19 protein-coding genes are annotated in these 23,582 nt (G+C 42.7%); 10 read left to right on the top strand and 9 right to left on the bottom strand.

The annotated features are described in order from the left end of the window. From dnaA to OZ660_RS00030, 6 genes are all read left to right on the top strand, one after another. Positions 1-1,611 (top strand): chromosomal replication initiator protein DnaA, encoded by a 1,611-nt coding sequence (dnaA, locus tag OZ660_RS00005; RefSeq protein ID WP_274742134.1) that lies wholly within the window; start codon positions 1-3, stop codon positions 1,609-1,611. Between the two features lie 32 nt (positions 1,612-1,643). Continuing rightward, entirely contained in the window at positions 1,644-2,744 is a 1,101-nt protein-coding gene (gene dnaN / locus OZ660_RS00010) for a DNA polymerase III subunit beta (RefSeq protein WP_202263026.1), read from the top strand. Positions 2,745-2,871: 127 nt separating this feature from the next. Next, positions 2,872-3,960, top strand: a complete 1,089-nt coding sequence (gene recF / locus OZ660_RS00015; protein WP_202263027.1) for a DNA replication/repair protein RecF — start codon at positions 2,872-2,874, stop codon at positions 3,958-3,960. Between the two features lie 8 nt (positions 3,961-3,968). Beyond that, positions 3,969-6,389 carry a DNA topoisomerase (ATP-hydrolyzing) subunit B gene (gene gyrB / locus OZ660_RS00020; protein WP_274742135.1) on the top strand — a complete coding sequence of 807 codons (2,421 nt, stop codon included), beginning with the start codon at positions 3,969-3,971 and terminating at the stop codon, positions 6,387-6,389. A 192-nt stretch (positions 6,390-6,581) separates the two neighbouring features. Next, positions 6,582-7,268, top strand: coding sequence for a hypothetical protein (locus OZ660_RS00025; RefSeq protein WP_274742136.1), 687 nt, complete (start codon positions 6,582-6,584; stop codon positions 7,266-7,268). 1 nt (position 7,269) lies between these two features. Further along, on the top strand, positions 7,270-8,400 hold the full coding sequence (locus OZ660_RS00030) for a hypothetical protein (RefSeq protein WP_274742137.1): 1,131 nt from the start codon (positions 7,270-7,272) through the stop codon (positions 8,398-8,400). A 53-nt stretch (positions 8,401-8,453) separates the two neighbouring features. On the opposite strand, the gene OZ660_RS00035 is transcribed toward OZ660_RS00030, so the two are convergent. From OZ660_RS00035 to glyQ, 3 genes are all read right to left on the bottom strand, one after another. Then, on the bottom strand, positions 8,454-8,897 hold the full coding sequence (locus tag OZ660_RS00035; protein WP_202263031.1) for a hypothetical protein: 444 nt from the start codon (positions 8,895-8,897) through the stop codon (positions 8,454-8,456). A gap of 87 nt (positions 8,898-8,984) precedes the next feature. Next, entirely contained in the window at positions 8,985-11,063 is a 2,079-nt protein-coding gene (gene glyS / locus OZ660_RS00040; RefSeq protein WP_274742138.1) for a glycine--tRNA ligase subunit beta, read from the bottom strand. 2 nt (positions 11,064-11,065) lie between these two features. Further along, the gene (gene glyQ, locus OZ660_RS00045) at positions 11,066-11,971 is read right to left on the bottom strand and encodes a glycine--tRNA ligase subunit alpha (protein ID WP_202263033.1); all 906 of its coding nucleotides are present in this window, start codon (positions 11,969-11,971) and stop codon (positions 11,066-11,068) included. A gap of 132 nt (positions 11,972-12,103) precedes the next feature. Between glyQ and OZ660_RS00050 the strand changes: the two genes are divergently transcribed. Further along, a complete protein-coding gene (locus OZ660_RS00050; RefSeq protein ID WP_274742139.1) occupies positions 12,104-12,691 on the top strand; it encodes a DNA-3-methyladenine glycosylase I in 588 nt (195 codons plus the stop codon). Between the two features lie 34 nt (positions 12,692-12,725). Here OZ660_RS00050 and OZ660_RS00055 read toward each other — a convergent pair whose 3' ends face one another. The 4 genes from OZ660_RS00055 to OZ660_RS00070 all read right to left on the bottom strand — a co-directional run bounded on the left by OZ660_RS00055 (position 12,726) and on the right by OZ660_RS00070 (position 15,454). After that, positions 12,726-13,181, bottom strand: coding sequence for a DUF2489 domain-containing protein (locus tag OZ660_RS00055; protein WP_274742140.1), 456 nt, complete (start codon positions 13,179-13,181; stop codon positions 12,726-12,728). A 17-nt stretch (positions 13,182-13,198) separates the two neighbouring features. Then, positions 13,199-13,705: a Der GTPase-activating protein YihI gene (yihI, locus tag OZ660_RS00060; RefSeq protein ID WP_202263036.1), complete on the bottom strand. Its 507-nt coding sequence runs from the start codon at positions 13,703-13,705 to the stop codon at positions 13,199-13,201. Between the two features lie 90 nt (positions 13,706-13,795). Beyond that, positions 13,796-14,455 carry a class I SAM-dependent methyltransferase gene (locus tag OZ660_RS00065; protein ID WP_274742141.1) on the bottom strand — a complete coding sequence of 220 codons (660 nt, stop codon included), beginning with the start codon at positions 14,453-14,455 and terminating at the stop codon, positions 13,796-13,798. A 375-nt stretch (positions 14,456-14,830) separates the two neighbouring features. Next, the gene (locus OZ660_RS00070; RefSeq protein ID WP_202263038.1) at positions 14,831-15,454 is read right to left on the bottom strand and encodes a c-type cytochrome; all 624 of its coding nucleotides are present in this window, start codon (positions 15,452-15,454) and stop codon (positions 14,831-14,833) included. Between the two features lie 174 nt (positions 15,455-15,628). Between OZ660_RS00070 and yihA the strand changes: the two genes are divergently transcribed. Beyond that, positions 15,629-16,270 carry a ribosome biogenesis GTP-binding protein YihA/YsxC gene (gene yihA, locus OZ660_RS00075; RefSeq protein WP_274742142.1) on the top strand — a complete coding sequence of 214 codons (642 nt, stop codon included), beginning with the start codon at positions 15,629-15,631 and terminating at the stop codon, positions 16,268-16,270. Between the two features lie 405 nt (positions 16,271-16,675). Here yihA and polA read toward each other — a convergent pair whose 3' ends face one another. Further along, positions 16,676-19,486: a DNA polymerase I gene (polA, locus tag OZ660_RS00080; RefSeq protein WP_274742143.1), complete on the bottom strand. Its 2,811-nt coding sequence runs from the start codon at positions 19,484-19,486 to the stop codon at positions 16,676-16,678. 433 nt (positions 19,487-19,919) lie between these two features. Here polA and elbB point away from each other — a divergent pair, with 433 nt between their 5' ends. Together elbB and OZ660_RS00090 are read left to right on the top strand one after the other, a co-directional pair. Next, positions 19,920-20,573, top strand: a complete 654-nt coding sequence (elbB, locus tag OZ660_RS00085) for an isoprenoid biosynthesis glyoxalase ElbB (protein WP_226433694.1) — start codon at positions 19,920-19,922, stop codon at positions 20,571-20,573. Positions 20,574-20,700: 127 nt separating this feature from the next. Further along, entirely contained in the window at positions 20,701-22,152 is a 1,452-nt protein-coding gene (locus OZ660_RS00090; RefSeq protein WP_202263042.1) for a TrkH family potassium uptake protein, read from the top strand. On the opposite strand, the gene trkA is transcribed toward OZ660_RS00090, so the two are convergent. Beyond that, entirely contained in the window at positions 22,149-23,528 is a 1,380-nt protein-coding gene (gene trkA / locus OZ660_RS00095) for a Trk system potassium transporter TrkA (RefSeq protein WP_202263043.1), read from the bottom strand. The two genes, OZ660_RS00090 and trkA, sit on opposite strands and share 4 nt — an antisense overlap. Positions 23,529-23,582: the final 54 nt, after the last annotated feature.

Consider the following 23,582-nt stretch of genomic DNA (forward strand, 5'->3'; position numbering starts at 1 on the left):
ATGTCCTTGTGGAACCAATGTCTTGAAAGGCTGCGCCAAGAATTACCTACGCAGCAATTTAGTATGTGGATACGACCGCTTGTTTGTGAAGAACAAGATGGATTTGTGGCGCTGTATGCGCCAAATCGCTTCGTACTCGATTGGGTAAGAGATAAGTACTTAAATAACATTACGGCACTTCTTCGTGAGTTTGCGGGTGACAATGCACCACAATTGCGTTTAGAGGTAATGAGTCGTCAAAGTGTTAACCGAGCATCGCCAGCGCCTCAAGTACAGCCATCATCACCGTCTGTAAATACTCATAATAGTGCGCCGCAGCAGATGTCGTCGCCGTCCAGCCAACACTCTGCACCGCCATCATCATCACATTCTTATAGTGCAAATCAGGCTTCAGTTCCTACTAACCCTGGTAGTAGTGGTTATACTGCAAATAGTGATCATGGTAGTTCGTATACCACTAATGATCGCGGTGCGCCGTCGGTGGATCATAGCGATCGCCATACTTACGATCGCAACAGCGTCAATGGCTCACAAACACAGCGCGTGACGTCACCACCAAAAGTCATCCCTATTCCTGAGGCGATGAAGCACAAAAGCAATATTAATCCTACTTATCAGTTTGATAACTTCGTTGAGGGTAAATCAAACCAACTTGCGCGTGCAGCTGCGACGCAGGTCGCAAATAATCCGGGTGGCTCATACAATCCATTATTTATATATGGCGGTACTGGTTTAGGTAAAACCCACTTGTTGCATGCAGTTGGTAATGGAATTGTTGCCAATAACGGCGACGCTAAAATTGTTTATATGCATTCAGAGCGATTTGTGCAGGACATGGTAAAAGCACTTCAAAACAATGCGATTGAAGACTTTAAACGCTTTTATCGTAGTGTTGATGCATTACTTATCGATGATATTCAATTCTTTGCCAACAAAGAGCGGTCACAAGAAGAGTTTTTCCATACGTTTAATGCGCTTCTTGAAGGTAACCAACAGATCATTCTTACTTCTGATAGATATCCTAAAGAGATTGACGGGGTTGAGGACAGATTGAAATCGCGCTTTGGTTGGGGCCTAACCATAGCTATTGAGCCGCCAGAACTAGAAACACGTGTTGCCATCTTAATGCGCAAAGCGGCTGAAAATAGAATTCATCTACCAAACGAAGTTGCCTTTTTCATCGCGAAGCGACTTCGTTCTAATGTACGTGAGCTAGAAGGCGCATTAAACCGTGTTATCGCTAACGCCAATTTCACAGGTCGACCTATAACAATCGACTTTGTGCGCGAAGCACTTCGTGATCTACTTGCGCTACAAGAAAAGTTGGTAACCGTTGATAATATTCAGAAAACTGTCGCAGATTATTATAAGATTAAGGTAGCTGATATTTTATCTAAGCGTAGAAGCCGCAGTGTTGCGCGTCCGCGTCAGGTTGCTATGGCACTGGCTAAAGAGCTAACGAACCACAGTCTTCCCGAACTAGGAAATGCGTTCGGTGGCAGAGACCACACTACCGTTTTGCACGCATGTAGAAAAATAGAGCAGCTAAGAGAAGAAAGTCATGATATAAAAGAGGACTATAAGAACCTCATTAGGACTTTGTCTTCCTAACAACACGACCTTAGAGGCGAGATAGCACAGCGATGAAATTTTCTATAAGCCGCGAACAATTTTTACAACCCCTACAGCTGGTGTCTGGTGCTGTAGAGCGTAGACATACGCTTCCTATTTTATCAAACGTCCTTATTAAGGTTAGTGAGGACGCACTATGGCTTACTGGTACAGATTTAGAGGTTGAGCTGATTTCGAGCGTTAAGCTTGAAGGTGAGTTTACCGAAGGTGAGATTACTGTTCCTGCCAAGAAGTTGTTCGATATTATTCGTGGTATCTCCGAAGGTACTGACATTCATTTTTCATTGGATGGCAGTAAAGCGCTGATTAAAGCTGGTCGAGGTCGCTATACATTATCTACCTTGTCAGCAAATGATTATCCTAATCTTGAAGATTGGGAAGGCGAAGTAGAGTTTGAACTAACGTGTAGCGATTTAAAGAAGCTTATTGATTCAACGAGCTTCTCTATGGCACAGCAAGACGTACGTTATTACCTTAACGGTATGTCACTTGAGACCGAAGAAAATATTATTCGTACGGTTGCTACCGATGGTCACCGTCTTGCGTTGTGTCGTTTAAATTATGAAACGTCGCTTCCGGCTCGTCAGGTGATCATTCCGCGAAAAGGGGTATTAGAAATATCACGCCTTATCAGCGAAGACGACAAGTCGTTGAAGGTACAAATTGGCGCAAATCATTTACGCATATTTTCAAACGATTTTATCTTTACTTCTAAACTAGTTGATGGTCGTTTTCCTGATTATAGACGTGTACTACCGCAAAATGGTGATAAGGAAATTATCGCAAGTAAAGCGGTACTTAAAGATGCTTTTTCTCGAGCAGCAATTCTGTCGAATGAAAAGTTCAGAGGTGTACGTTTAAATCTATCATCTGGTGAGTTAAAAATTACTGCTAATAACCCAGAGCAAGAAGAAGCAGAAGAAATCGTAGATGTACAGTATCAGGGTGACGATTTAGAAATTGGTTTTAATGTTGCTTATTTGATTGATGTACTGAATGCTCTAGGCACTGATGATGTCAAAGTAAGCCTTTCTGATTCGAATGCCAGCGCGCTAATTGAAGACAGTGCTGATGATTCTGCACTTTACGTTATCATGCCGATGCGCTTGTAGAGCAAAGCGCTGGTATTTAGATAACATTAATCGTTGAAAATTGCATTTTGAAATTTGTTTTTAGTTTTCAAAGAAGCGGTCTAGGTAAACTAGGTCGCTTCTTTTTTATCAGCAACGTGATGACATCATGAAACTGGATCGAATCCAGATTACTCAGTTTCGTAATCTTTCTTCTATCACTTTTTCTCCTTCACCTACGCTTACCGTTATTCGAGGTGTTAACGGTAGTGGTAAATCCTCATTGATTGAGGCGCTTTATTATTTAGGTTTTGGACGTTCTTTTCGGACGAATAAACATGGCTCTGTGATTCAACATGAAAAGGATAGCTTTAGTGTCTTTGCATCTTGTTTAACGGATGAGGGTGATACGCTTAAGCTTGGCTTTCAGCGTAGCAGGGCTGACACATTTACGTGTAGTATTAATGGCGAGCACAGCACAAAGTTAGCCGATTTGGTGAGCCTTGTGCCTATTCAACTTTTTACGCCACAAAGTACAGACCTCATTATCGGCTCTCCAGCAGAACGTCGGCGATTTTGCGATTGGGGATTGTTTCACGTGAAACATCATTTTCCTTCGCTAGCTAACCAGTATGGAAAATTCTTAAAGCATCGAAATGCATTACTAAAGCAACAAGCCAATTTAGCTGCTCCCGAAAACCAATATTGGGAATCACAGTTTGCGGAGCTTGGCGAGTCAATGACAGCATTTAGGCAGGACTATGTGTCATCGTTAACGCCAATTTTTAAAGAATATGCAAAGGAATTTCTTCCAACCTTTGAAGTGGAATTGAGTTACTATAAAGGGTGGGAAAAAGATGTGTCTTTATCAGAAAGCCTAGTTAAAAAGCGTGAGTATGATGGTAAAATAGGGCATACCTCTTCTGGGCCACACAAGGCTGATTTACGGCTTAAAGTAAACGGTGTGAATGCCCAAGAGCTTTTATCGAGAGGGCAGCTTAGAATGGCTGTGGCAGCGCTACAAATGTCACAGACTAGGTTGTATAACTCAGCAACTCATCACAAGAGTATTTTCTTGCTCGATGATGTTGGTGCTGAATTGGACGCGGATAAAAGAGAACAATTTATTGACGGGTTGCTAGAAATGGATACGCAGGTTTTCGTTACTGCCATTGAATCCACGCAACTTGAATTTATACAAAAATATAACGAAAAGAAAATGTTTCACGTGGAACATGGGAACGTGAAAGAGGAGTAAAAGCTAGTATGTCAGCAGAGAACAACTACGACTCGTCCAGTATTAAAGTACTTAAAGGATTAGATGCCGTAAGAAAACGTCCTGGTATGTATATCGGTGACACAGATGATGGTACAGGGTTGCACCACATGGTTTTCGAGGTTGTCGATAACTCAATCGATGAAGCGCTTGCTGGACATTGTTCTGAGATCGTTGTGCAAATTCACAGTGATGGCTCAGTGTCTGTGTCTGACGATGGCCGTGGTATTCCAACAGAACTTCACCCTGAAGAGGGTGTTTCAGCTGCCGAAGTTATTATGACAGTACTTCACGCTGGCGGTAAGTTTGATGATAACTCTTATAAAGTATCAGGTGGTCTTCACGGTGTTGGTGTTTCAGTTGTAAACGCACTTTCAAGTCGTTTGAAGTTGCGTATTCGCCGTGGCGGAAAAGCGCACGAACAAGAATATCATCACGGTGTACCACAAGCACCGCTAGCCGTTACTGGCGATACAGATAAAACGGGCACCATGATTCGTTTTTGGCCTAGTGCTGATACCTTTACTGATACGCTATATCACTACGACATTCTGGCAAAACGCCTACGTGAATTATCGTTCCTAAACTCTGGTGTTTCCATACGTTTAAAAGATGAACGCGATGGGAAAGAAGACCACTTTATGTATGAAGGTGGTATTCAAGCATTTGTTGAATACTTAAATGAGAAAAAAACACCCGTTCATCAAAAAGTGTTTCACTTTGCCAGTGAGCAAGAAGACGGCATCGCAGTAGAAGTAGCAATGCAATGGAACGACAGCTTCCAAGAAAACGTATTCTGCTTCACTAATAACATTCCACAGCGCGATGGCGGTACCCACTTAGCCGGTTTCCGTGGCGCGTTAACACGTACATTGAACAACTACATGGAGAAGGAAGGGCTTAATAAGAAAGCGAAAACCAACGCCAGTGGTGACGATGCACGTGAAGGTCTAACTGCGGTTATTTCTGTAAAAGTGCCTGACCCTAAGTTTAGTTCTCAGACCAAAGATAAGTTGGTTTCATCAGAGGTACGTCCTGCTGTTGAATCGGCGATGAACGAAAAGTTAGCCGATTTCTTATTAGAAAACCCTGCAGAAAGTAAGATCATTGCAGGAAAGATTATTGATGCCGCACGTGCCCGTGAAGCAGCACGTAAAGCACGTGAAATGACACGCCGTAAAGGTGCATTAGACTTAGCAGGTTTGCCGGGTAAATTGGCTGACTGTCAGGAAAAAGACCCTGCACTAAGTGAACTATACATAGTGGAGGGTGACTCTGCGGGCGGTTCAGCAAAGCAGGGTCGTAATCGTAAGAACCAAGCGATTCTTCCACTTAAAGGTAAAATACTTAACGTTGAAAAAGCGCGCTTCGATAAGATGCTATCTTCGCAAGAAGTCGCCACACTGATCACAGCGTTAGGGTGTGGCATTGGTCGCGACGAGTATGATCCAGAGAAACTACGTTATCACAGTATAATCATCATGACCGATGCTGATGTTGACGGGTCTCACATTCGTACCTTGCTGCTGACGTTCTTCTATCGTCAAATGCCAGAAATCATTGAGCGCGGTTACGTTTATATTGCTCAGCCTCCACTTTATAAAGTGAAAAAGGGTAAGCAAGAACAGTATCTAAAAGACGATGATGCGTTAACTAATTACCTAACGTCTATTGCTATTGATGGTGCGTCTTTGCACACAAGTAGTGATGACCCAGGTATTAGCGGTGTTGGATTAGAAAACTTGGTTAAACAATACCAGTCAGTAGAGAAAATGATTGCACGCATGAAGCGCTTAATGCCTGCGTCTATTCTTTACAGAATGTTGTATACACCTACGCTTAACCTAGAAGATTTGAAAGACCAATCTGCCCTTGAAAATGTAGCTAAACACTTCGTTGAGCAACTAACAGAGCGCGAAAATGACGGTGCAACTTACCGTTACGAGATTCGTCACGATGCAGAATTAAGCGAGTACTTTATTACGATTATCATGCGTATGCACGGTATCGACTATGAGTACATCATTAATCACGAATTCATTGAGTCTTCAGAATATCAGCGCCTTAAAGAACTTAATCTTGCTATAAACGACATGATGGGGGCCGATGCTTACATCCAACGTGGTGAGCGTAAGCAACCGGTAGACTCGTTTAAAGCTGCACTTGAATGGCTTATGGGCGAAGCAAAACGCGGTCAGTATATTCAACGATACAAAGGACTAGGTGAGATGAACCCAGAGCAACTTTGGGAAACTACCATGGATCCGGAAAGTCGCCGTATGCTGCAAGTAACCATTGAAGACGCTATCGGTTGTGACCAGTTATTCACTACGTTGATGGGTGACCAAGTTGAACCACGTCGTGAATTCATTGAAGCCAACGCGCTTAAAGTTGAAAACCTAGACGTATAGTCTCAACCGACTTATACGACACACATTATTAAAGCGGCTTTCGAGCCGCTTTTTTTATGGCTAAGGGTTGAAAAATTAGACTAAAGGTTTGCTCTGTGTTTAGTGCTAAGCATATAGTAGAGGGTGTAATGCAATGGAGTACGTCAAGACAACTATGCGACTCTTCAGGATTAGTAAACAAAGGAATGAATAATGCGGTATGGCTTACTCTTAATAACAGCGCTTTTGGCCCTAGGCTGCACAGAAAAATCCTCACTGACAGAGTCTGAACGCCGTTATAACCACGCGATTAATGAGCAAAACCAAATCATTATAAAGGCGAATGATTACTTAAACTCAAATATCAGTGGCAATATTACTGCTGATATTACGCACTTAATCTACGCTAAAGAACAGCTATCAAACGCAAAACAGGTGCTTATAAAAGCGAAAATAGTCGGTATTAAATCACCTGAGGTTAACTTATTGTCCGACAGGCTGAGCGAGTACGACCTGGTAGCGGCAACTGAAGCAATGCGACTCATTGAACTTGCGATAGAGAAAACAATTCAATTCAGGCGTGCTGTTGATGACATGCCTCTTGTGCCACTAAGTGGTGCGTCCCTCGAAAGCGACCATATGATCAAATATATGGGCCAAGAATATAACGGAGAACTTAACGCGTGTTGTATATCTACCCTTAAGGATATAGAAGTGTTTCTACGGGGAAGTGATCAAGATACTTATTGGTCATTGAGAAAGCACATTTTAAATTTAGAGATGTCGTTATCGCGTTTCTTAGAAGACGATAAGTTTAAAGTAGATTATGAAAGGTCTATTGAAGAACTATCGACCAGCATAGAGAAGCTCAAAGATTTATCAGTTGAAAGGAATCAATAGAATGACCTTACTATCGAAGTGTGGTGTAGCAGTGACCTTAACAATGATGATGTTTGAGGCAACCGCCTTGAATAATGTTGATAAGTATCAGATGCCTACTTCAGCCGTGTCAGTTAATGAGAGTAACGATACTCGCTCCAAAAATGAAGAGGGCAAAGCTTTTGTTTTCGACGTTGGCAAGTTATTAGGTAATGGTAAAAAAAATAGAGCTAATCCATTAATCAACAATAATGTTTCTCTAGATAACGGTGTATTTGGCCTAATGTATGGGACAACGATTTCAGAAATGACCGCGTTATTCGGTGTTCCAACTTCAGAGTACAAAATTGATGAAGAACACACACTTTATTCGTACGGGAGAAATTTGTGGGTTTTAACAAAGCATAATCGCGTGATCCGCATACAAAATGACAACAGATGGATTCCCAAGCGCTTGTCGAACTACATGGCATTTGACGAGCGACCTACGAACAACTGGGTAATAGGGAAGGATGTAAAAAAAGGGGATAGTAAGAAAACGCTTATTGAAAGGTTGAGTGGGAGCTTTGTGAACGATACTACTTATCGAATACAGAACAAAGAAACAGGCATTTACATAGATATTGAATTAGCACTTGCGAGTGTGTCTAAGGACGAAGACTGGACTGTATATAATTACGTATATGGCCACGTTGACGACGAGAGTGATATCACGCTTTCAAGCTTTCCAGCTAATGTCATCTCTTACCAAGACCTATATGCCATTATAATAGATAATCGTTTAGAAGAAGAAAGTACCAACATTGGTGAACTAAAATTATCACCCATTTTCACAGCAGCAACACAACACGGAAACCTATTATTTGTTTATGACAACCATTTAGCCATCATTTCAAGTGACAATGAAATTGAGAAAGTACTGTTGTCTAACGCATTTTTTTATACCAAAGCCAAAGCAACGAAATGGCGATATGGTGAACTCTATTCGAGGCAAAGTAGTAACTTAATCAAAAAAATGTTTGAAGATAAAATCTTTGAATTGGCAGATAATTACTGGGAACTAGATTTCAATGGCTTTAAGTACGATCTATTCTTCGAAAAATCCACAACAGGTGACATGGAGCTAACTGAAATAGAGTTTCAAGCATACTAGTAAAAACGAAAGGTGATCTACTATCAGATCACCAAATGTAATCAATGAAACTACTATAGCTTGCTAACCACTAGCGCAATTTCGCCGGCACTGGCAGGACTAATAGTGAAACGGTATTTGCCCGTTGATGAAGGCGTAAACTGAAGGTTCTCTGAGCCTTGCTCACAGATTAAATAAACCGTGGCACCCAGCATTACAGGTTGACCCTTATATTTGCCTCCACAGCTCTGTGAGGGCGTCCATTTTGCGTCTGAGAGACGAAAGTCGTAAGGTTGACCGTCGGCAATGAGTTCAACATCTACCACCCAACCTGTACTGGTACTCTTAAATTTGTAGCTTGGGTCTGCTTCCCACCAGTTGAAAACACCACGCAAAAACATGTTTTCGAACTGAATTCGTGGTGTATCCGGCATGATCTCTGGAATATTGAAACTGCCACTACTTGAACATGCAGAAAGCGCAATACAAAGAGTAAGAATACTAAATAACTTTTTCACAACTACTCCATGGGGTAAAAAAAAGCCCAACACTTCGTTGGGCTTTTAATTTAAGTGGTAGATGCAAGCACCACCAAAATGATTAGCCTAAGACTTTGCAAGGATAGATATATCTGCAGTCGTTAGGAAAAGTTGCCTTAAAAGTGACAACAAAGCAAGTCTGTTTTGTTTCACTGCTGCATCGTCAGCCATTACCATAACATTATCAAAGAAGTTATCTATTACTTCACGTAGCGTAGCTAACGTTGTCAAAATACGCTGATAATCTTGTGACGCTAATGCTTCATTTACCTGCAATTGCGCATTTACTAATGCAGAATTCAGTGCTTTCTCAGCATCTTCAGTTAATAGCGTTGAATCGATGTGAACTTCGCTAGTAACCTCTACATTTTGTTTAGCAAGAATATTGGCAACCCGTTTATTTGCTGCGGCAAGCGCTTCAGATTCCTCTAACGCTTTAAACGCCGCAACAGCGTTAACCCGAGCAAGATAATCCGCAGGCTTGGTAGGGCGACGCGCTGCTACCGCTTGGATAACATCTATCGCTACGTCTTGGTCTTGCAATAAAGCGGTGAATCGACCCAGAACGAAGTCAACAACTTGGGTCTGTGTGTCTTGATTGGTAAGCTTATTACCATAAACATTGACCGCTTTTGCTACAAGTACGTCTAAATCAAGCGGCAACGATAGCTCTGTAATAATTCGAAGCACACCAATTGCTGCACGGCGAAGCGCAAAAGGATCTTTATCACCTTTTGGTAGTTGGCCAATACCAAATATACCTACAAGGGTATCGAGCTTATCTGCAAGCGCAACCGATGCACTTACTCCCGAACTTGGCAATGAATCACCAGCAAATCGCGGCATATACTGCTCGTAAAGCGCTTCGGCTACTGGTGCATCTTCACCGTCGTTTAATGCATAGTACTTACCCATCACACCTTGAACGTCTGGAAACTCCATTACCATGTTTGACATAAGGTCAGTCTTGGCAAGTAAGCCTGCGCGTGCAGCTTGCGTTTCATTTGCATCAATTTGTGTAGCTATAAACCCAGCCAAGGCAGAAATGCGCTCAGATTTCTCTTTAAGTGTACCGAGTTGCTTTTGAAACAGCACAGTTGCCAAGCTATCTAAGCGGCTTTCTAAGGTAGTCTTCTTATCACTATTGAAGAAGAACTCAGCGTCAGCGAGGCGAGGGCGGATAACTTTTTCGTTACCTGAAATTACCTGCGTTGGATCTTGGCTTTCAATGTTACTTACGAATAAGAACGTATTTGACAGATTGCCGGATGAATCAAGCAGTGGCACATATTTTTGGTCATCTTTCATGGTGTAGATAAGCGCTTCTTTAGGTACTTCTAAAAACGCTTTATCAAAACCTGCTTGTAGCACTACAGGCCATTCTACCAATGACGCAATCTCTTCTAGCAACTCTTCGTTGTAATCTGGTGCAAGCGATAGCGTGTTAGCGGCATCCTCTAATTGCTGTCGTACTTTATCTTTACGTGCTTCAAAGTCCGCAAGTACATACTGTTTTTCCAATGCTGCTGCATAGTTGTCAGCATGGTCAAGTTCAAAGCGCGATTCACCATGGAAACGGTGCCCTTGCACTGTACGTCCGCTTGTAAGACCAAGTACAGATACATTCACCACTTCACTGCCATACAGCACACACAACGTGTGAACAGGGCGGATAAACTGCGTATTGTAATTGCCCCAACGCATTGGCTTTGGTATTGGTAGTTTACTTACTGCTTGGTTAATTAATCCTTCAAGCAATTGGGCTACTGATTGACCAGGTACATGCGCTTTGTGAAGCAACCACTCGCCTTTATCAGTCACTAAGCGCTCAGCTTCTTCAACGCTAATGCCATTTCCACGAGCCCAGCCTTGTGCAGCTTTAGTGGGGTTACCATCTGCATCAAACGCCGCTGAAACTGCTGGTCCGCGCTTTTCTACAACTTTATCAGCCTGACCCTCAGCAAGCGCTGACACATAAACAGCTAAACGACGAGGCGCGGCAAACCAGCTAACAGAACCAAAACTTAGATCTGCTTGCGTTAGCGCTGCTTCAAACTGAGTGGCAAATGCTTCGCCTAGCGATTTCAGCGCTTTTGGTGGAAGCTCTTCAGTACCTAATTCTACTAAACAATTCTCTGTACGCACGCTTATGCCTCCTTGTTACATAGTGGGAAGCCTAACGCTTCACGTGCTTGGTAATAACTTTCTGCACATGCTTTGGCAAGTGTACGAACACGAAGGATATAACGTTGACGCTCTGTTACTGAAATTGCGTGGCGTGCATCCAATAAGTTAAATGCATGCGATGCTTTCATCACTTGCTCGTAAGCAGGTAGAGGTAGGTTATTCTCAATTAATTTCTGGCTTTCTGCTTCACATTCGTCGAAGGTTCTAAATAGCGCATCTACGTTAGCGTGCTCAAAGTTATACGTAGACTGTTCGACTTCGTTTTGATGGAACACGTCTCGATAGGTGACTTTGCCCATTGGGCCGTCAGTCCATACCAGGTCGTAAATACTGTCAACGCCTTGCACATACATGGCCAAACGCTCAAGACCATAAGTGATTTCGCCAGTAACAGGCTTACACTCTATGCCGCCAACTTGCTGGAAGTAGGTGAACTGAGTGACTTCCATACCGTTTAGCCATACTTCCCAACCAAGACCCCATGCACCAAGCGTTGGAGATTCCCAGTTGTCTTCTACAAAGCGAATATCGTGAACTAACGGATCAAAACCTAACTCTTTCAATGAGCCCAAATACAACTCCTGAATATTGTCAGGTGAAGGCTTCAGCATTACTTGAAATTGATAGTAATGTTGTAAGCGGTTTGGGTTTTCGCCGTAACGACCATCTGTTGGGCGTCGGCACGGTTGAACATAGGCGCTACTCATTGGCTCTGGACCTAGAGAACGGAGGAAGGTCATAGGGTGAAAAGTACCTGCACCTACTTCCATATCCAGAGGCTGAATAATAACGCAGCCCTGACGCGCCCAGTAATCTTGAAGCGCAAGGATCAACCCTTGAAAGGTTTTAATATCGTATTTCTGCATACATCCGCTGCTTATTAGTTATCTGACTAAAATAAAGGTGGGATAGTATACAATTTGTAGGGCATAGTATGTAGGTGTAAAGGGTGAAAAAACGTCACGAAAGCCTTCAATACAGCAAGGAAAAGCAAATTCATGGTGCCAGATCAATTAAATCGATGTGGTTGGGTGGGTAACGACCCAATTTATCAAGCATATCACGACAATGAGTGGGGAATTCCCGAAACCGATAGCCAAGCGCTTTTTGCAAAACTGTGTTTAGATGGTCAACAAGCGGGATTATCGTGGATAACCATTTTAAAAAAACAACAAAACTATGAGAACGCGTTTCACCAGTTTAACCCTGTGAAAATAGCAACAATGACAGACAGTGACGTTGAACGTTTAATGCACGATAAGGGAATTGTCAGAAATAAGCTTAAAATAGAGTCGATTATTCGTAATGCTAAAGGGTATTTAGCGATAGAAAAGAGCCAACCTTTTAGTGAGTTTATATGGCAATTTACAGACGGAAAAACCGTTGTAAATCACTGGAAAGATTTTAGGGAAGCACCAACATCAACTGAAGCTTCCAAGGCAATGTCTAAAGCATTAAAAAAACAAGGGTTCAATTTTGTGGGAGAAACGATTTGCTACGCCTTTATGCAGGCTGTTGGCATGGTGAACGATCATGAAATTGGGTGTCATTGTTACCACAAAGCGTGTCGCGCTGCTATCAAATAAGTAGAACTGTGTGATAACAACGCGTGTATTACGCCTATTGTGTAAGCGTTTCGCAATAGGCCTGAAGCGCCGGCAATTCTGCTAACACTTTTGTCTCATATTCTGACTCAATTTGTTCCCGCGCGATATCCTGTTTTCTTCGCTCACTTTTCGACAACTTTTGGCGTGCTTCTAAGATGGCAAAGCCGCTGACCTCGGTAAACAGCGCGTATATGTGTGGGTATTGCGCCTTAAAGTCTGGCGGTGAAACTATTGGCAATGCGTTGAGCAGGTTTACAATACGAATTACGCCTTCGGACAATTCACATTGCTGCTGTTCCATTGCTTTAGCAATTAACACCACGCTCTCGGTAATTGTACCTATTCGCGACTGACGGGTGGCTTCTTGTCTAATCTTTTGCTGTTTAAGTAAAAACAGCAATTTACCGGCATAAAAACCAAGACCGAGAATAATGAGAATTGCGATGCCTGAAAGTACTGCCCAAAGCATAAGTTACCCTGAAATTATTACTGCTTAAAGTCGTCGATGTTAATAGCGTCTAAATCACTAAACGGATCTATATCGTCATCTTCATCGTCGTCTTCAACGATACCTAGCAAGTCGCAAAGAATGCGGTGACGGGCCATCTTCTCATCAACATAAGCCTGCTGTTCTCGTGTAAGCGGCTTATCGTCGTCTAGCTTATCAAGTAAATCTGATAAACGTTGATCGGCTTCTAGTGCCGCTAATTCTTGCGCTGGGGTAGCATACTTTTTCTTTTGAGCTGGTGTAGGCGTTACCGACGTTTTTACCAATTGGATTGGTTTTTTACTGCCGATACGAGGATCTTTCTTCTCGGCACTTTTTTTACCAGAAACTTTCTGTTGCTCTACATTATGGCGGCTACCCGCTGGCTTGCCTTTATGCTTTTTGGGGCGGGGCGAGTCTGATTTGCGGTTTTCGCTTGGTTTGAAGTCTGGGTCTTTTCGAACGCCGATAAGACCGACTTTACGAGATTTCTTAGAACGTGCCATAATTTCCAATTAACAAAGAGAGTGAAAAAACAACGCTATTATAGCGCGAATTCGCTTGCGCGTATTGATCTTTGGGTGAAGTTTAAAAAATCAATTGAAACCAGAGCCTTTAAAAAATAACGCAACATCATTGGTGGGGAATACGACGTTGAATCCATCTCGTTGGGCTAAATACTGAAAGGTTGATTCACTAAAGAAACACACATGCGTTGGGTCGTTTTTATAGTGCCAACTAGCGAAGCGCGCTTTATCAATTACACGTTTTGTCATCACCGCTAATATTCCATCTTCTGCCAATAAGCGATAGAACATTGCCCATTCGCGATGAGGTTGATGAAAATGCTCTATAGCTTCAGTGCAGGTGATAATGTTATAGGTGTGTTGTAATGCTTCAGGGATGTTGGCAAAAAAGGGATCATATACTCTAGTGCTAACACCAAGCTCTTCTAACATTTGTGCTAGTACCGGAGCTGGACCACAACCAAAATCTAATGCCTTTAATTCACTTCCCTTATTAGATGAGATATAAGCTGAAAGTGGCGTTAAAACCTTTCCAAGAAACTTTCTATAACCTTCATCCTCAAAATTATTCTCATGCAGGTCATATTCCTGCTTCTCTTTCTCTTGAGAGGGAAGGTATTCAGGGGCAACGTAAACCAAATCGCACACTGTACATTGCAGGTAGTGGCGCTTCTTATCTGTAGCATAGTCGATACTAGAATGAGAATGTTGGCAAAGTGGACAAGACATAAACGATTAATTAGTAAATACAGGAATGTAATTATTTTGGGGATTATAAAAAAGAAAAAGGTGATGGTTTTCACCATCACCTTACATTGTATGAGTGTCAGATGACACCTCTCCCGTTATACACATCTATGTGTAAGCTGGCTTCCCTAGCTTTGCTCCCCTTATTCTTGTTTTTAGCAGAGCGCTATTGTTGTTGTTGGCCTTCGTGGCTCTTTATCCCGTCATCCATGTTGTATTTTTATTATTATTCTTGTTATTTAGCTTGTAGCTTTTCAAAGGCTCCTACAAACTACGCCGTTAGATTACACGAATAATTTCAAAATACAACTTTTTCGGTAACAAATTTTTAACAACAGTGCTTAAAAAAAGAACGGTTTAGTGTAAGCCTGCGATATAGTTAGATAAAATTTCGATATCTTCGTCGGTTAATTTCATCGCAATGTCACGCATCATGCCGTTCATATCATTATGACGCTGGCCTGAGCGGAAGGCTTTCAGCTGTGAAGCCGTGTATGTTGCGTGCTGACCACTGATGTCAGGGAAACCTGCTAGGGCCATACCGTTACCTTTAGGACCGTGACAAGCAATACATGCTGTTACACCACGTTCCTCGTCACCACCTTGATACAGAGCGCGACCGGCTTCAACATATTGCTCTGGAGTTTCACCAGGCTTTTGGTCTTGGCTAGAGAAATACGCTGCTAAGTCTTTCATATCTTGCTCTGAAAGTGGGGCAGCCATACCGTTCATTACAGCATTGTTACGACCTTCTTCACCACCTGTTTGTGAAGCAAGTTTAAATTCCATCAGTTGTTTAACAATGTACTTTTCATGCTGGCCAGCAATCTTAGGGTTCATGTCAATCATGCTGTTACCATCAGGTCCATGACATGCTGCGCAAACAGCTGACTTCGCTTTACCTGCCTCGGCATCGCCTTCTGCTACAGCAGTTGCGCTTAAACCTAAAGACATACATACCAACAAACACAGTTTTTTCATAATAAATCTCTTAAATGGATCCAACGGCTCGCGTGATATACGTGATATCATGCGTATTTTACACATTTAACGCGTCAGAAAAACCTATTCCATGATAAAACTATGGTTTTTAGTTGGTTTATTCATTAAAAAACTGTAAACCCAAGGTTGTGACGCATGTGGAGATTAGTCTAGATGTCGTATTACACCAAAGCAAAATTCTTTACCAGTGCACCGGATATTCGTCACTTAAAGAATGATACCGGAATAGAAGTGGCGTTTGCTGGCCGCTCGAACGCAGGGAAATCAAGTGCGTTAAATACATTAACCCGTCAAAAGAACTTGGCTCGAACCAGTAAAACACCGGGTCGTACACAACTTATTAATGTGTTTGAGTTAGAAGAAGACCTGCGCTTAGTTGATTTACCAGGGTATGGTTTTGCCAAAGTCCCTGTAACGATGAAGAAAAAGTGGCAAGCGTCGTTAGGAGAATACCTACAAAAGCGTAAATCACTTAAAGGCCTTGTGGTGCTTATGGATATTCGCCACCCATTCAAAGATTTAGATCAGGATCTTATCCATTGGGCTGTCGACTCTAATATTCCGGTTCTTGCATTGCTTACTAAAGCAGACAAGCTTAAATCGGGTAAACGAAAGGCGACGTTACTGATGGCACAAGAAGCGGCTATGGCGTTTATGGGGGATGTCACTGTACAAACATTCTCGTCATTAAATAAACATGGCTTACCAGAGTTAGAGCGTATTCTCGACGGTTGGTTTGGGTTGAACAAAGACGCTGACGCTGATGCGGATGAAGCTAGCTTTGATGAAGAGTAGTCATTTCTTGCTATTGTCTTTAACAGGCAATCGTTTTTACTAAGCTACTGCTTTTACAAAAAAGAACGCCCCGCTAAAAGCGAGGCGTAAACTGAGAGAAAACACATAAAAACCGTAGATATAGAGTCGTCAGAAATAAAGAAGTTCACTAAAAATAATTAAAAAGGCAATTAAAGATATAAGTGATTGAAAATAAATGATTTTTATTTTCTTTAGACATAAAAAAACCCCGACAAATTGTCGGGGTTAAAGCAAAGGTTTGAAAACAGCTTTCTCACCTCTGTACCCTACATGCGTAATATTACAACAAAACATGAAAAAGGCAAGGGTGGGGTGTAATTAAATTACCAAAATGAGTGTGAATTAACACGCCAAAACCCCAAAAGCTGTAATCTAATTACCAAATTAATGGGCTTCATCCCAATTTTCGCCAACACCGGCTTCAACCACTAATGGCACATTAAGTGTTGCTGCATTTTCCATTAATGCAGTAATTGTCGCCACGTGCTCTTCTACTTTTTCTTCTTTTATCTCAAATACCAGTTCATCATGAACCTGCATCATCATTGTGACATCGTCTGAAGCATTATTTGCAATCCAATCATCAACCTTGATCATCGCCATTTTAATGATATCTGCAGCGGTGCCTTGCATAGGCGCATTAATAGCGGCTCGCTCGGCACCTTTACGACGAGCGCCGTTACTTGCCTTTATGTCTGGAAGATAAAGTCGGCGGCCAAATACGGTTTCAACGTAGCCTTTTTCTTTTGCACCTTCACGGGTGCTGTCCATGTACTCAAGCACACCTGGGTAGCGTTCGAAATACAAATCCATGTACTTTTGCGCTTCATTACGTGGAATATTAAGTTGTTTAGATAAACCAAATGCGCTCATACCGTAAATCAAACCAAAGTTGATTGCTTTGGCACTTCGGCGCTGTTCCGTGGTGACATCGTCTAATGGCACTGAGAATACTTCTGCAGCAGTGGCTTTGTGAATGTCTTTACCGTGCGCAAATGCATCAAGTAAGCCTTTATCACCAGATAAGTGCGCCATAATACGTAACTCAATTTGCGAGTAGTCAGCAGCGACTATTTTATTACCTTCGCGAGGCACAAAAGCTTGTCTCACACGACGGCCTTCTTCGTTGCGAATTGGGATATTCTGTAAGTTAGGATCCGTAGATGATAAACGACCCGTTGCGGTAACCGCTTGATGGTAAGATGTATGCACACGACCCGTCCGGTGGTTGATCATCTTAGGTAATTTATCTGTGTAGGTATTCTTAAGCTTTGTTAGTCCACGATACTCCATAATTTTCTGTGGCAGTGGGTACTCAAGAGCGAGTTCTTGCAATACATCTTCAGAAGTGGACGGCGCACCTTTTGGTGTCTTCTTAATTACAGGTAGCGACATTTTCTCGAATAGGATGTGCTGAAGCTGTTTGGTCGAACCTAGATTAAAGGGTTCGCCTGCTTCTTCGTGAACTTCTTTTTCAAGCTCAGCAATGCGTGTAGCAAGATCTTGACTCTGTTGTCTTAGCTTTTGGCTATCTATGAGTACACCTTGTTGCTCCATACGAGACAACACACAAGCTAGTGGTACTTCAATATCGATGAGTAAACGCTTAAGCTCGTCAATACCGCTCAACTTTTCCCAAATAGCCTGATGCAGTCGTAACGTAATATCGGCATCTTCTGCCGCATAGGGACCTGCTTCTTCAAGCGGTATTTGGTTAAACGTAAGTTGCTTCGCACCTTTACCGGCAATTTCCTCGAAATGAATGGTTTTGTGGCCCAGATAAGCTAACGCAAGCGAGTCCATGTCATGACGTTGCGCCGTACTATTAAGTACATAGCTCTCAAGCATAGTGTCAAAACCAATCCCATTCAGTGTAATGTCATAGTTTGCAAGCACGTTTTTATCGTACTTGATATGCTGACCGACTTTTATTGAATCGTGAGATTCTAAAATAGGTTTTAACGCATTAAGCACCATGTCGCGCGAAAGTTGATTGGGGGCATCGGGGTAATCATGTGCAACAGGTACATACGCGGCTTTACCCGGTTCAATACAAAATGAAACACCTACCAATTCAGCATCCATATAATTTAGGCTAGTGGTTTCGGTATCGAATGCGAATAACTCGGCCTTTTCTAATAACGCGACCCATTCATTAAAACGCGTTTCATCTAATACTGTTTCGTATTGAGACTTATCAATTTCAACAGAATGGGCGGTGTCTAAATTATTTTCAGATGCATTGCTCTGTGTATTAGACGATGCAGAGCCTGAGGAGTCACTGACTGATTCACCCACTTTATCGCCACTAATTAGGGCGCTGACTTCACTATGCCAACGTTTAAATTCATACTCGGCAAATAGATCACGCAATTGCTCATTGTCAGCTTGCTGAGGTGTTAGTGTTTCAACGTCATATTCAAGGTCAAGATCGATACTTATTGTTGCGAGCGTATAAGAGAGACGTGCTTGCTCTTCATACTCTTGCATTTTAGCCGCCATGGTTTTACTGCCTCTAAACGACAGGTCGGCAATCTTATCGAGATTTTGATAAATGGATTCAATGCCGCCGATACCGTTTAACAAGGCTTGAGCACTCTTGTCACCTACACCTGGTACGCCAGGAATGTTATCCACTTTGTCACCTTTCAGTGCAAGAAAGTCGATAACTAATTCAGGAGGAATACCAAATTTTGTATTTACGCCGTCAACATCCATTAGTTGGTTTGTCATAGTATTGATAAGCGTAACGTGCTCGTTTACCAATTGAGCCATGTCTTTATCACCGGTGCTAATAAGGGTGTCGATCCCTTTTGCTGTGGCATGATTGGCAAGCGTCCCAATAACGTCGTCGGCTTCCACACCAGACTCAACGATAACGGGTAAACCCATAGCACGAATAATGGCATGAAGAGGTTCGATCTGACTTCTAAGTTCTTCAGGCATAGGAGGGCGGTTCGCTTTATATTCTTTATAGATATCATCGCGAAACGTTTTGCCCTTTGCGTCAAAAATGACAGCCATATGCGTTGGGTTGTATTGTTTGATCAAGCTTTTCAACATATTAACCACACCGTAAATAGCACCGGTGTCTTGGCCTTTTGAATTAGTCAGTGGCGGCAGGCCGTGAAACGCTCTAAATAAATAGGAAGATCCATCAACAAGAATAAATGGAGGCTTTTTAGAATCAGGCATAAAGGGCGATTTTCCAATATCAAATATGAGCGCAAGAATGCCACAGGCTACCTAAGATCGCCACAAACGAAAGCAAGATTAATGGTGTGACATGATCTCATAGTTAAGTCCACAATCGCTGTGGATAACTTTGTGATCTAATGTATCAGACACGCCGATCCGAATGATCTTTGTAAAAAAGTGGATCACCGTTCAAATCAAGAAAAATAAGGGAATGAGACTAAGGTGTGATAACAGCATACCTGCTACAAATCATTCCATTTTATGTGGATAACTTGGTGTACGTTTATTTTTGGTTTAACCAAGCTGGTCGAGTAATGTAGCATATCCATTTACAATGTATATACGTATTATTAAGAACTTTTTTTGAACAGTTGACTGTTTAATAGCCAAATTTTGAATAAGTAGATGGCATAACGTCTGGGAGGACTATATGAAACGAGTTGCAGTAATTTTAAGCGGCAGTGGTGTATTTGATGGAGCCGAGTTACACGAGGCGGTACTTACCCTGTTGGCCATAGAACTCAACGGTGCTCAATATCAATGTTTCGCGCCTGATGTTGAACAGCTTCATGTGGTTAACCATCTTACGGGTGAAGTTGCAGATGGCGAGTCGCGCAACGTGTTGGTTGAATCGGCGCGTATTGCACGTGGCAATATAAAGCCCGTCACTGAATGTGACGTAAATGATTTCGACGTGCTGATCTTGCCGGGTGGCTTCGGTGCGGCGAAAAATTTATGCACGTTCGCGGTTGACGGTGATAACTGCAGTTTTAATGAAGCGGTAATGGATACCTGTTTAGCTTTTGCTAAAGCGAAAAAGCCAGCTGCCTATGCCTGTATTGCTCCTGCTCTGGCTGCGAAAGTCTATGGTAACAACGTAAAGCTCACAATTGGTAATGATGAAGCCACTGCAAAAGGGTTAAATGCTCTTGGGGCGCATCACGTAGATTGTCATGTCGACGACGTTGTTGTAGACAATGAAGCTAAGCTGGTGACTACACCCGCTTATATGCTTGCACAAAGTATCACTGAAGCACACAACAGTATCGCTAAAATGGTAAAAACCGTTTTGGCGATGAAATAAGTTAAGTTTCGTGCTGTGACGATAAAAATAAAACAGGGGAAACAAGGGTTTCCCCTTGTTCGCTATAGTCCTATAATCGAGTGTCTAAAGGACTTCTGCGCTTATAACAATAAAGGCATAACGAACTATGCACTACCGTGCCATCATACGAATTCTTGGGTTGCTGATAGCGCTATTTAGCGTAACTATGATCCCTCCTGCCATAGTGTCGTTGATATACCAAGACGGTAGTGGCTTGCCTTTTGTTCTTGCTTTTGTGCTGTGTGTTATGGGGGGCATGGCGCTGTGGTATCCCAATCGCCAGCAAAAGAACGACTTAAGGGCGCGAGAAGGCTTTTTGATTGTAGCGCTTTTTTGGTCGGTGCTGGCAAGTGTAGGTGCAATCCCACTAATTTTACTTGAACAGCCTAGTATGACGGTGACCGATGCGTTCTTTGAATCGTTTTCGGGACTAACGACTACTGGGGCTACGGTTATTGAAGGGATCGATTTTCTTCCTCATTCGGTGCAATTTTATCGCCAACAGCTACAGTGGCTTGGGGGCATGGGGATCATTGTACTTGCAGTAGCGATACTGCCCATTCTTGGTGTTGGGGGCATGCAGCTCTACCGAGCGGAAACGCCCGGCCCTGTAAAAGATAATAAAATGACACCGCGTATCGCCGATACCGCTAAGCATTTATGGTACATCTATTTGTCAATCACCATCGCTTGTGCGGGGGCTTATTGGTTAGCGGGAATGAATGTCTTTGACGCCATATGTCATTCATTTTCTACCGTTGCTATCGGGGGCTTTTCAAATCACGATGCCAGCCTAGGCTATTTCAGTAGCCCTATGGTTAACGTTGTGTGTACTGTCTTTTTGTTAATTGCCGCGCTGAATTTCTCATTGCACTACGCGGCGGTGAGTTCACGTTCGGTGCGTGGCTATTTTAAAGATCCAGAATTTAAGGCGTTTTTCATTATTCAAGCGTCGCTTATCGGAATTTGTTTCTTAGTGCTGACCTTATCTGGTTATTACAGCTCAGCGGAGCAGGCGCTTGATCAAGCGATGATACAAGCGGTATCAATCAGTACCACCGCAGGTTTTGCGACAACAGACTTTTCGGTTTGGCCTACGTTTTTGCCCATTATGCTCATTTTTTCCAGTTTTATCGGTGGTTGTGCAAGTTCAACAGGTGGTGGCTTAAAAGTGGTTCGGGTTTGCTTACTGTTCTTACAGGGTAAGCGAGAAGTGGACAGACTGATTCACCCTAAAGCTGTATATAGCGTAAAATTTGGTGATAGAGCAATGCCTGATCGTGTGGTTGAAGCCGTATGGGGGTTCTTCTCAGCTTATGCAGTGGTGTTTGTTATTATTATGATTGGTCTTATCGCCACTGGCTTAGACAATTTAAGTGCCTTTACAGCAACGGCAGCTATGTTAAATAACTTGGGGCCGGGCTTAGGTAGTGTGGCAGCAAATTATGCAGATGTCACAGACGCTGGAAAATGGCTGCTAGTTATCGCAATGGTATTTGGCCGACTTGAAGTGTTTTCACTACTTGTATTGTTTTCACCGACGTTTTGGCGTAGTTAGCCAAAGAAAAATGCGCTGGGCTGGAAGAGCTTTTCTACATCATTAATGTATTTTTTGTCGACTAAGAACAAAATGACGTGATCGTTGGCTTCTATCTTGGTATCGCTATGGGCGATGATCACTTGGTCATCTCGTACAACTGCGCCAATTGTTGTACCAGGCGGCAGTTTGATGTCGCCAATTTGCTTACCCACTACTTTTGATGTGTTCTCATCACCGTGAGCAATTGCTTCAATAGCTTCTGCTGCGCCTCGGCGCAACGAGTATACATTAACAATATCGCCACGACGCACGTGTGTTAGCAGGGCTGAAATAGTTGCCTGTTGGGGAGAAAATGCAATATCAATTTCACCACCTTGAACAAGGTCAACATACGCGCTGCGTTGAATAAGCACCATGGCTTTTTGTGCACCCATACGCTTTGCTAGCATTGCCGACATGATGTTAGCTTCGTCGTCGTTTGTAACCGCAATAAATGCGTCTACCTGTTCAACATTTTCTTCGCTTAGCAATTCTGGGTCTGATGCATCGCCACTAAAGACAATTGTCTTGTCAAGATGAGCAGATAGGTATTTAGCGCGCTCTGGGCTATATTCGATAAGCTTTACGTTGTGATTGTGCTCTAGCTTTTTCGCAAGGCCTGCACCTATCAAACCACCACCGGCTATCATTATGCGTTTGTAACTCGATTCAAGCTTTTGCAGTTCACTCATTACCGCGCGAATATGCTTTGTTGCGGCAATAAAAAATACTTCGTCGTCAGCTTCTATAACGGTAGTCCCTAATGGACGAATAGGGCGCCCACGACGATAAATAGCCGCCACACGCGTTTCAACGTTCGGCATGTGGTCTTTGAGTGCAGATAATGCGTGACCTACAAGCAAACCACCATAGTAAGCTTTTACCGCTACCAAACTTGCTTTGCCTTCAGCAAACTCAACAACCTGAAGTGCGCCTGGATAGTCAATAAGGCGTTTGATCGCTTTTGTCACCAACTGTTCAGGGGCAATAATATGGTCGACAGGTATGTCTTGCTGCTTGTACAGCTGTTCCTGATAAATGATGTACTGTTCAGAGCGAACTCGGGCTATTTTAGTTGGCGTTTTAAATAGACTATATGCGACCTGACAAGCCAACATATTGCTTTCATCACTGTTAGTTACAGCAATGAGCATATCGGCATCTTCAGCCCCTGCTTTGCGTAAAACATCTGGGTGTGAACCTACACCTGTAACAACCTGTAGATCGAGACGGTCTTGTAGCGAACGAAGAATAGCAGGGTCTGAGTCGATAACCGTGATTTCGTTATTCTCGCCAACTAAATTTTCTGCAAGCGTTCCGCCTACTTGGCCCGCGCCCAAAATGATGATTTTCATCGTTATTATTTTGCCTTGCTATTTATACACTAGCGCTCTGATTACGTTGATAAC

Origin of the sequence: Alteromonas sp. 009811495 (assembly GCF_028865455.1) — a bacterium.
GTDB lineage: Bacteria > Pseudomonadota > Gammaproteobacteria > Enterobacterales > Alteromonadaceae > Alteromonas.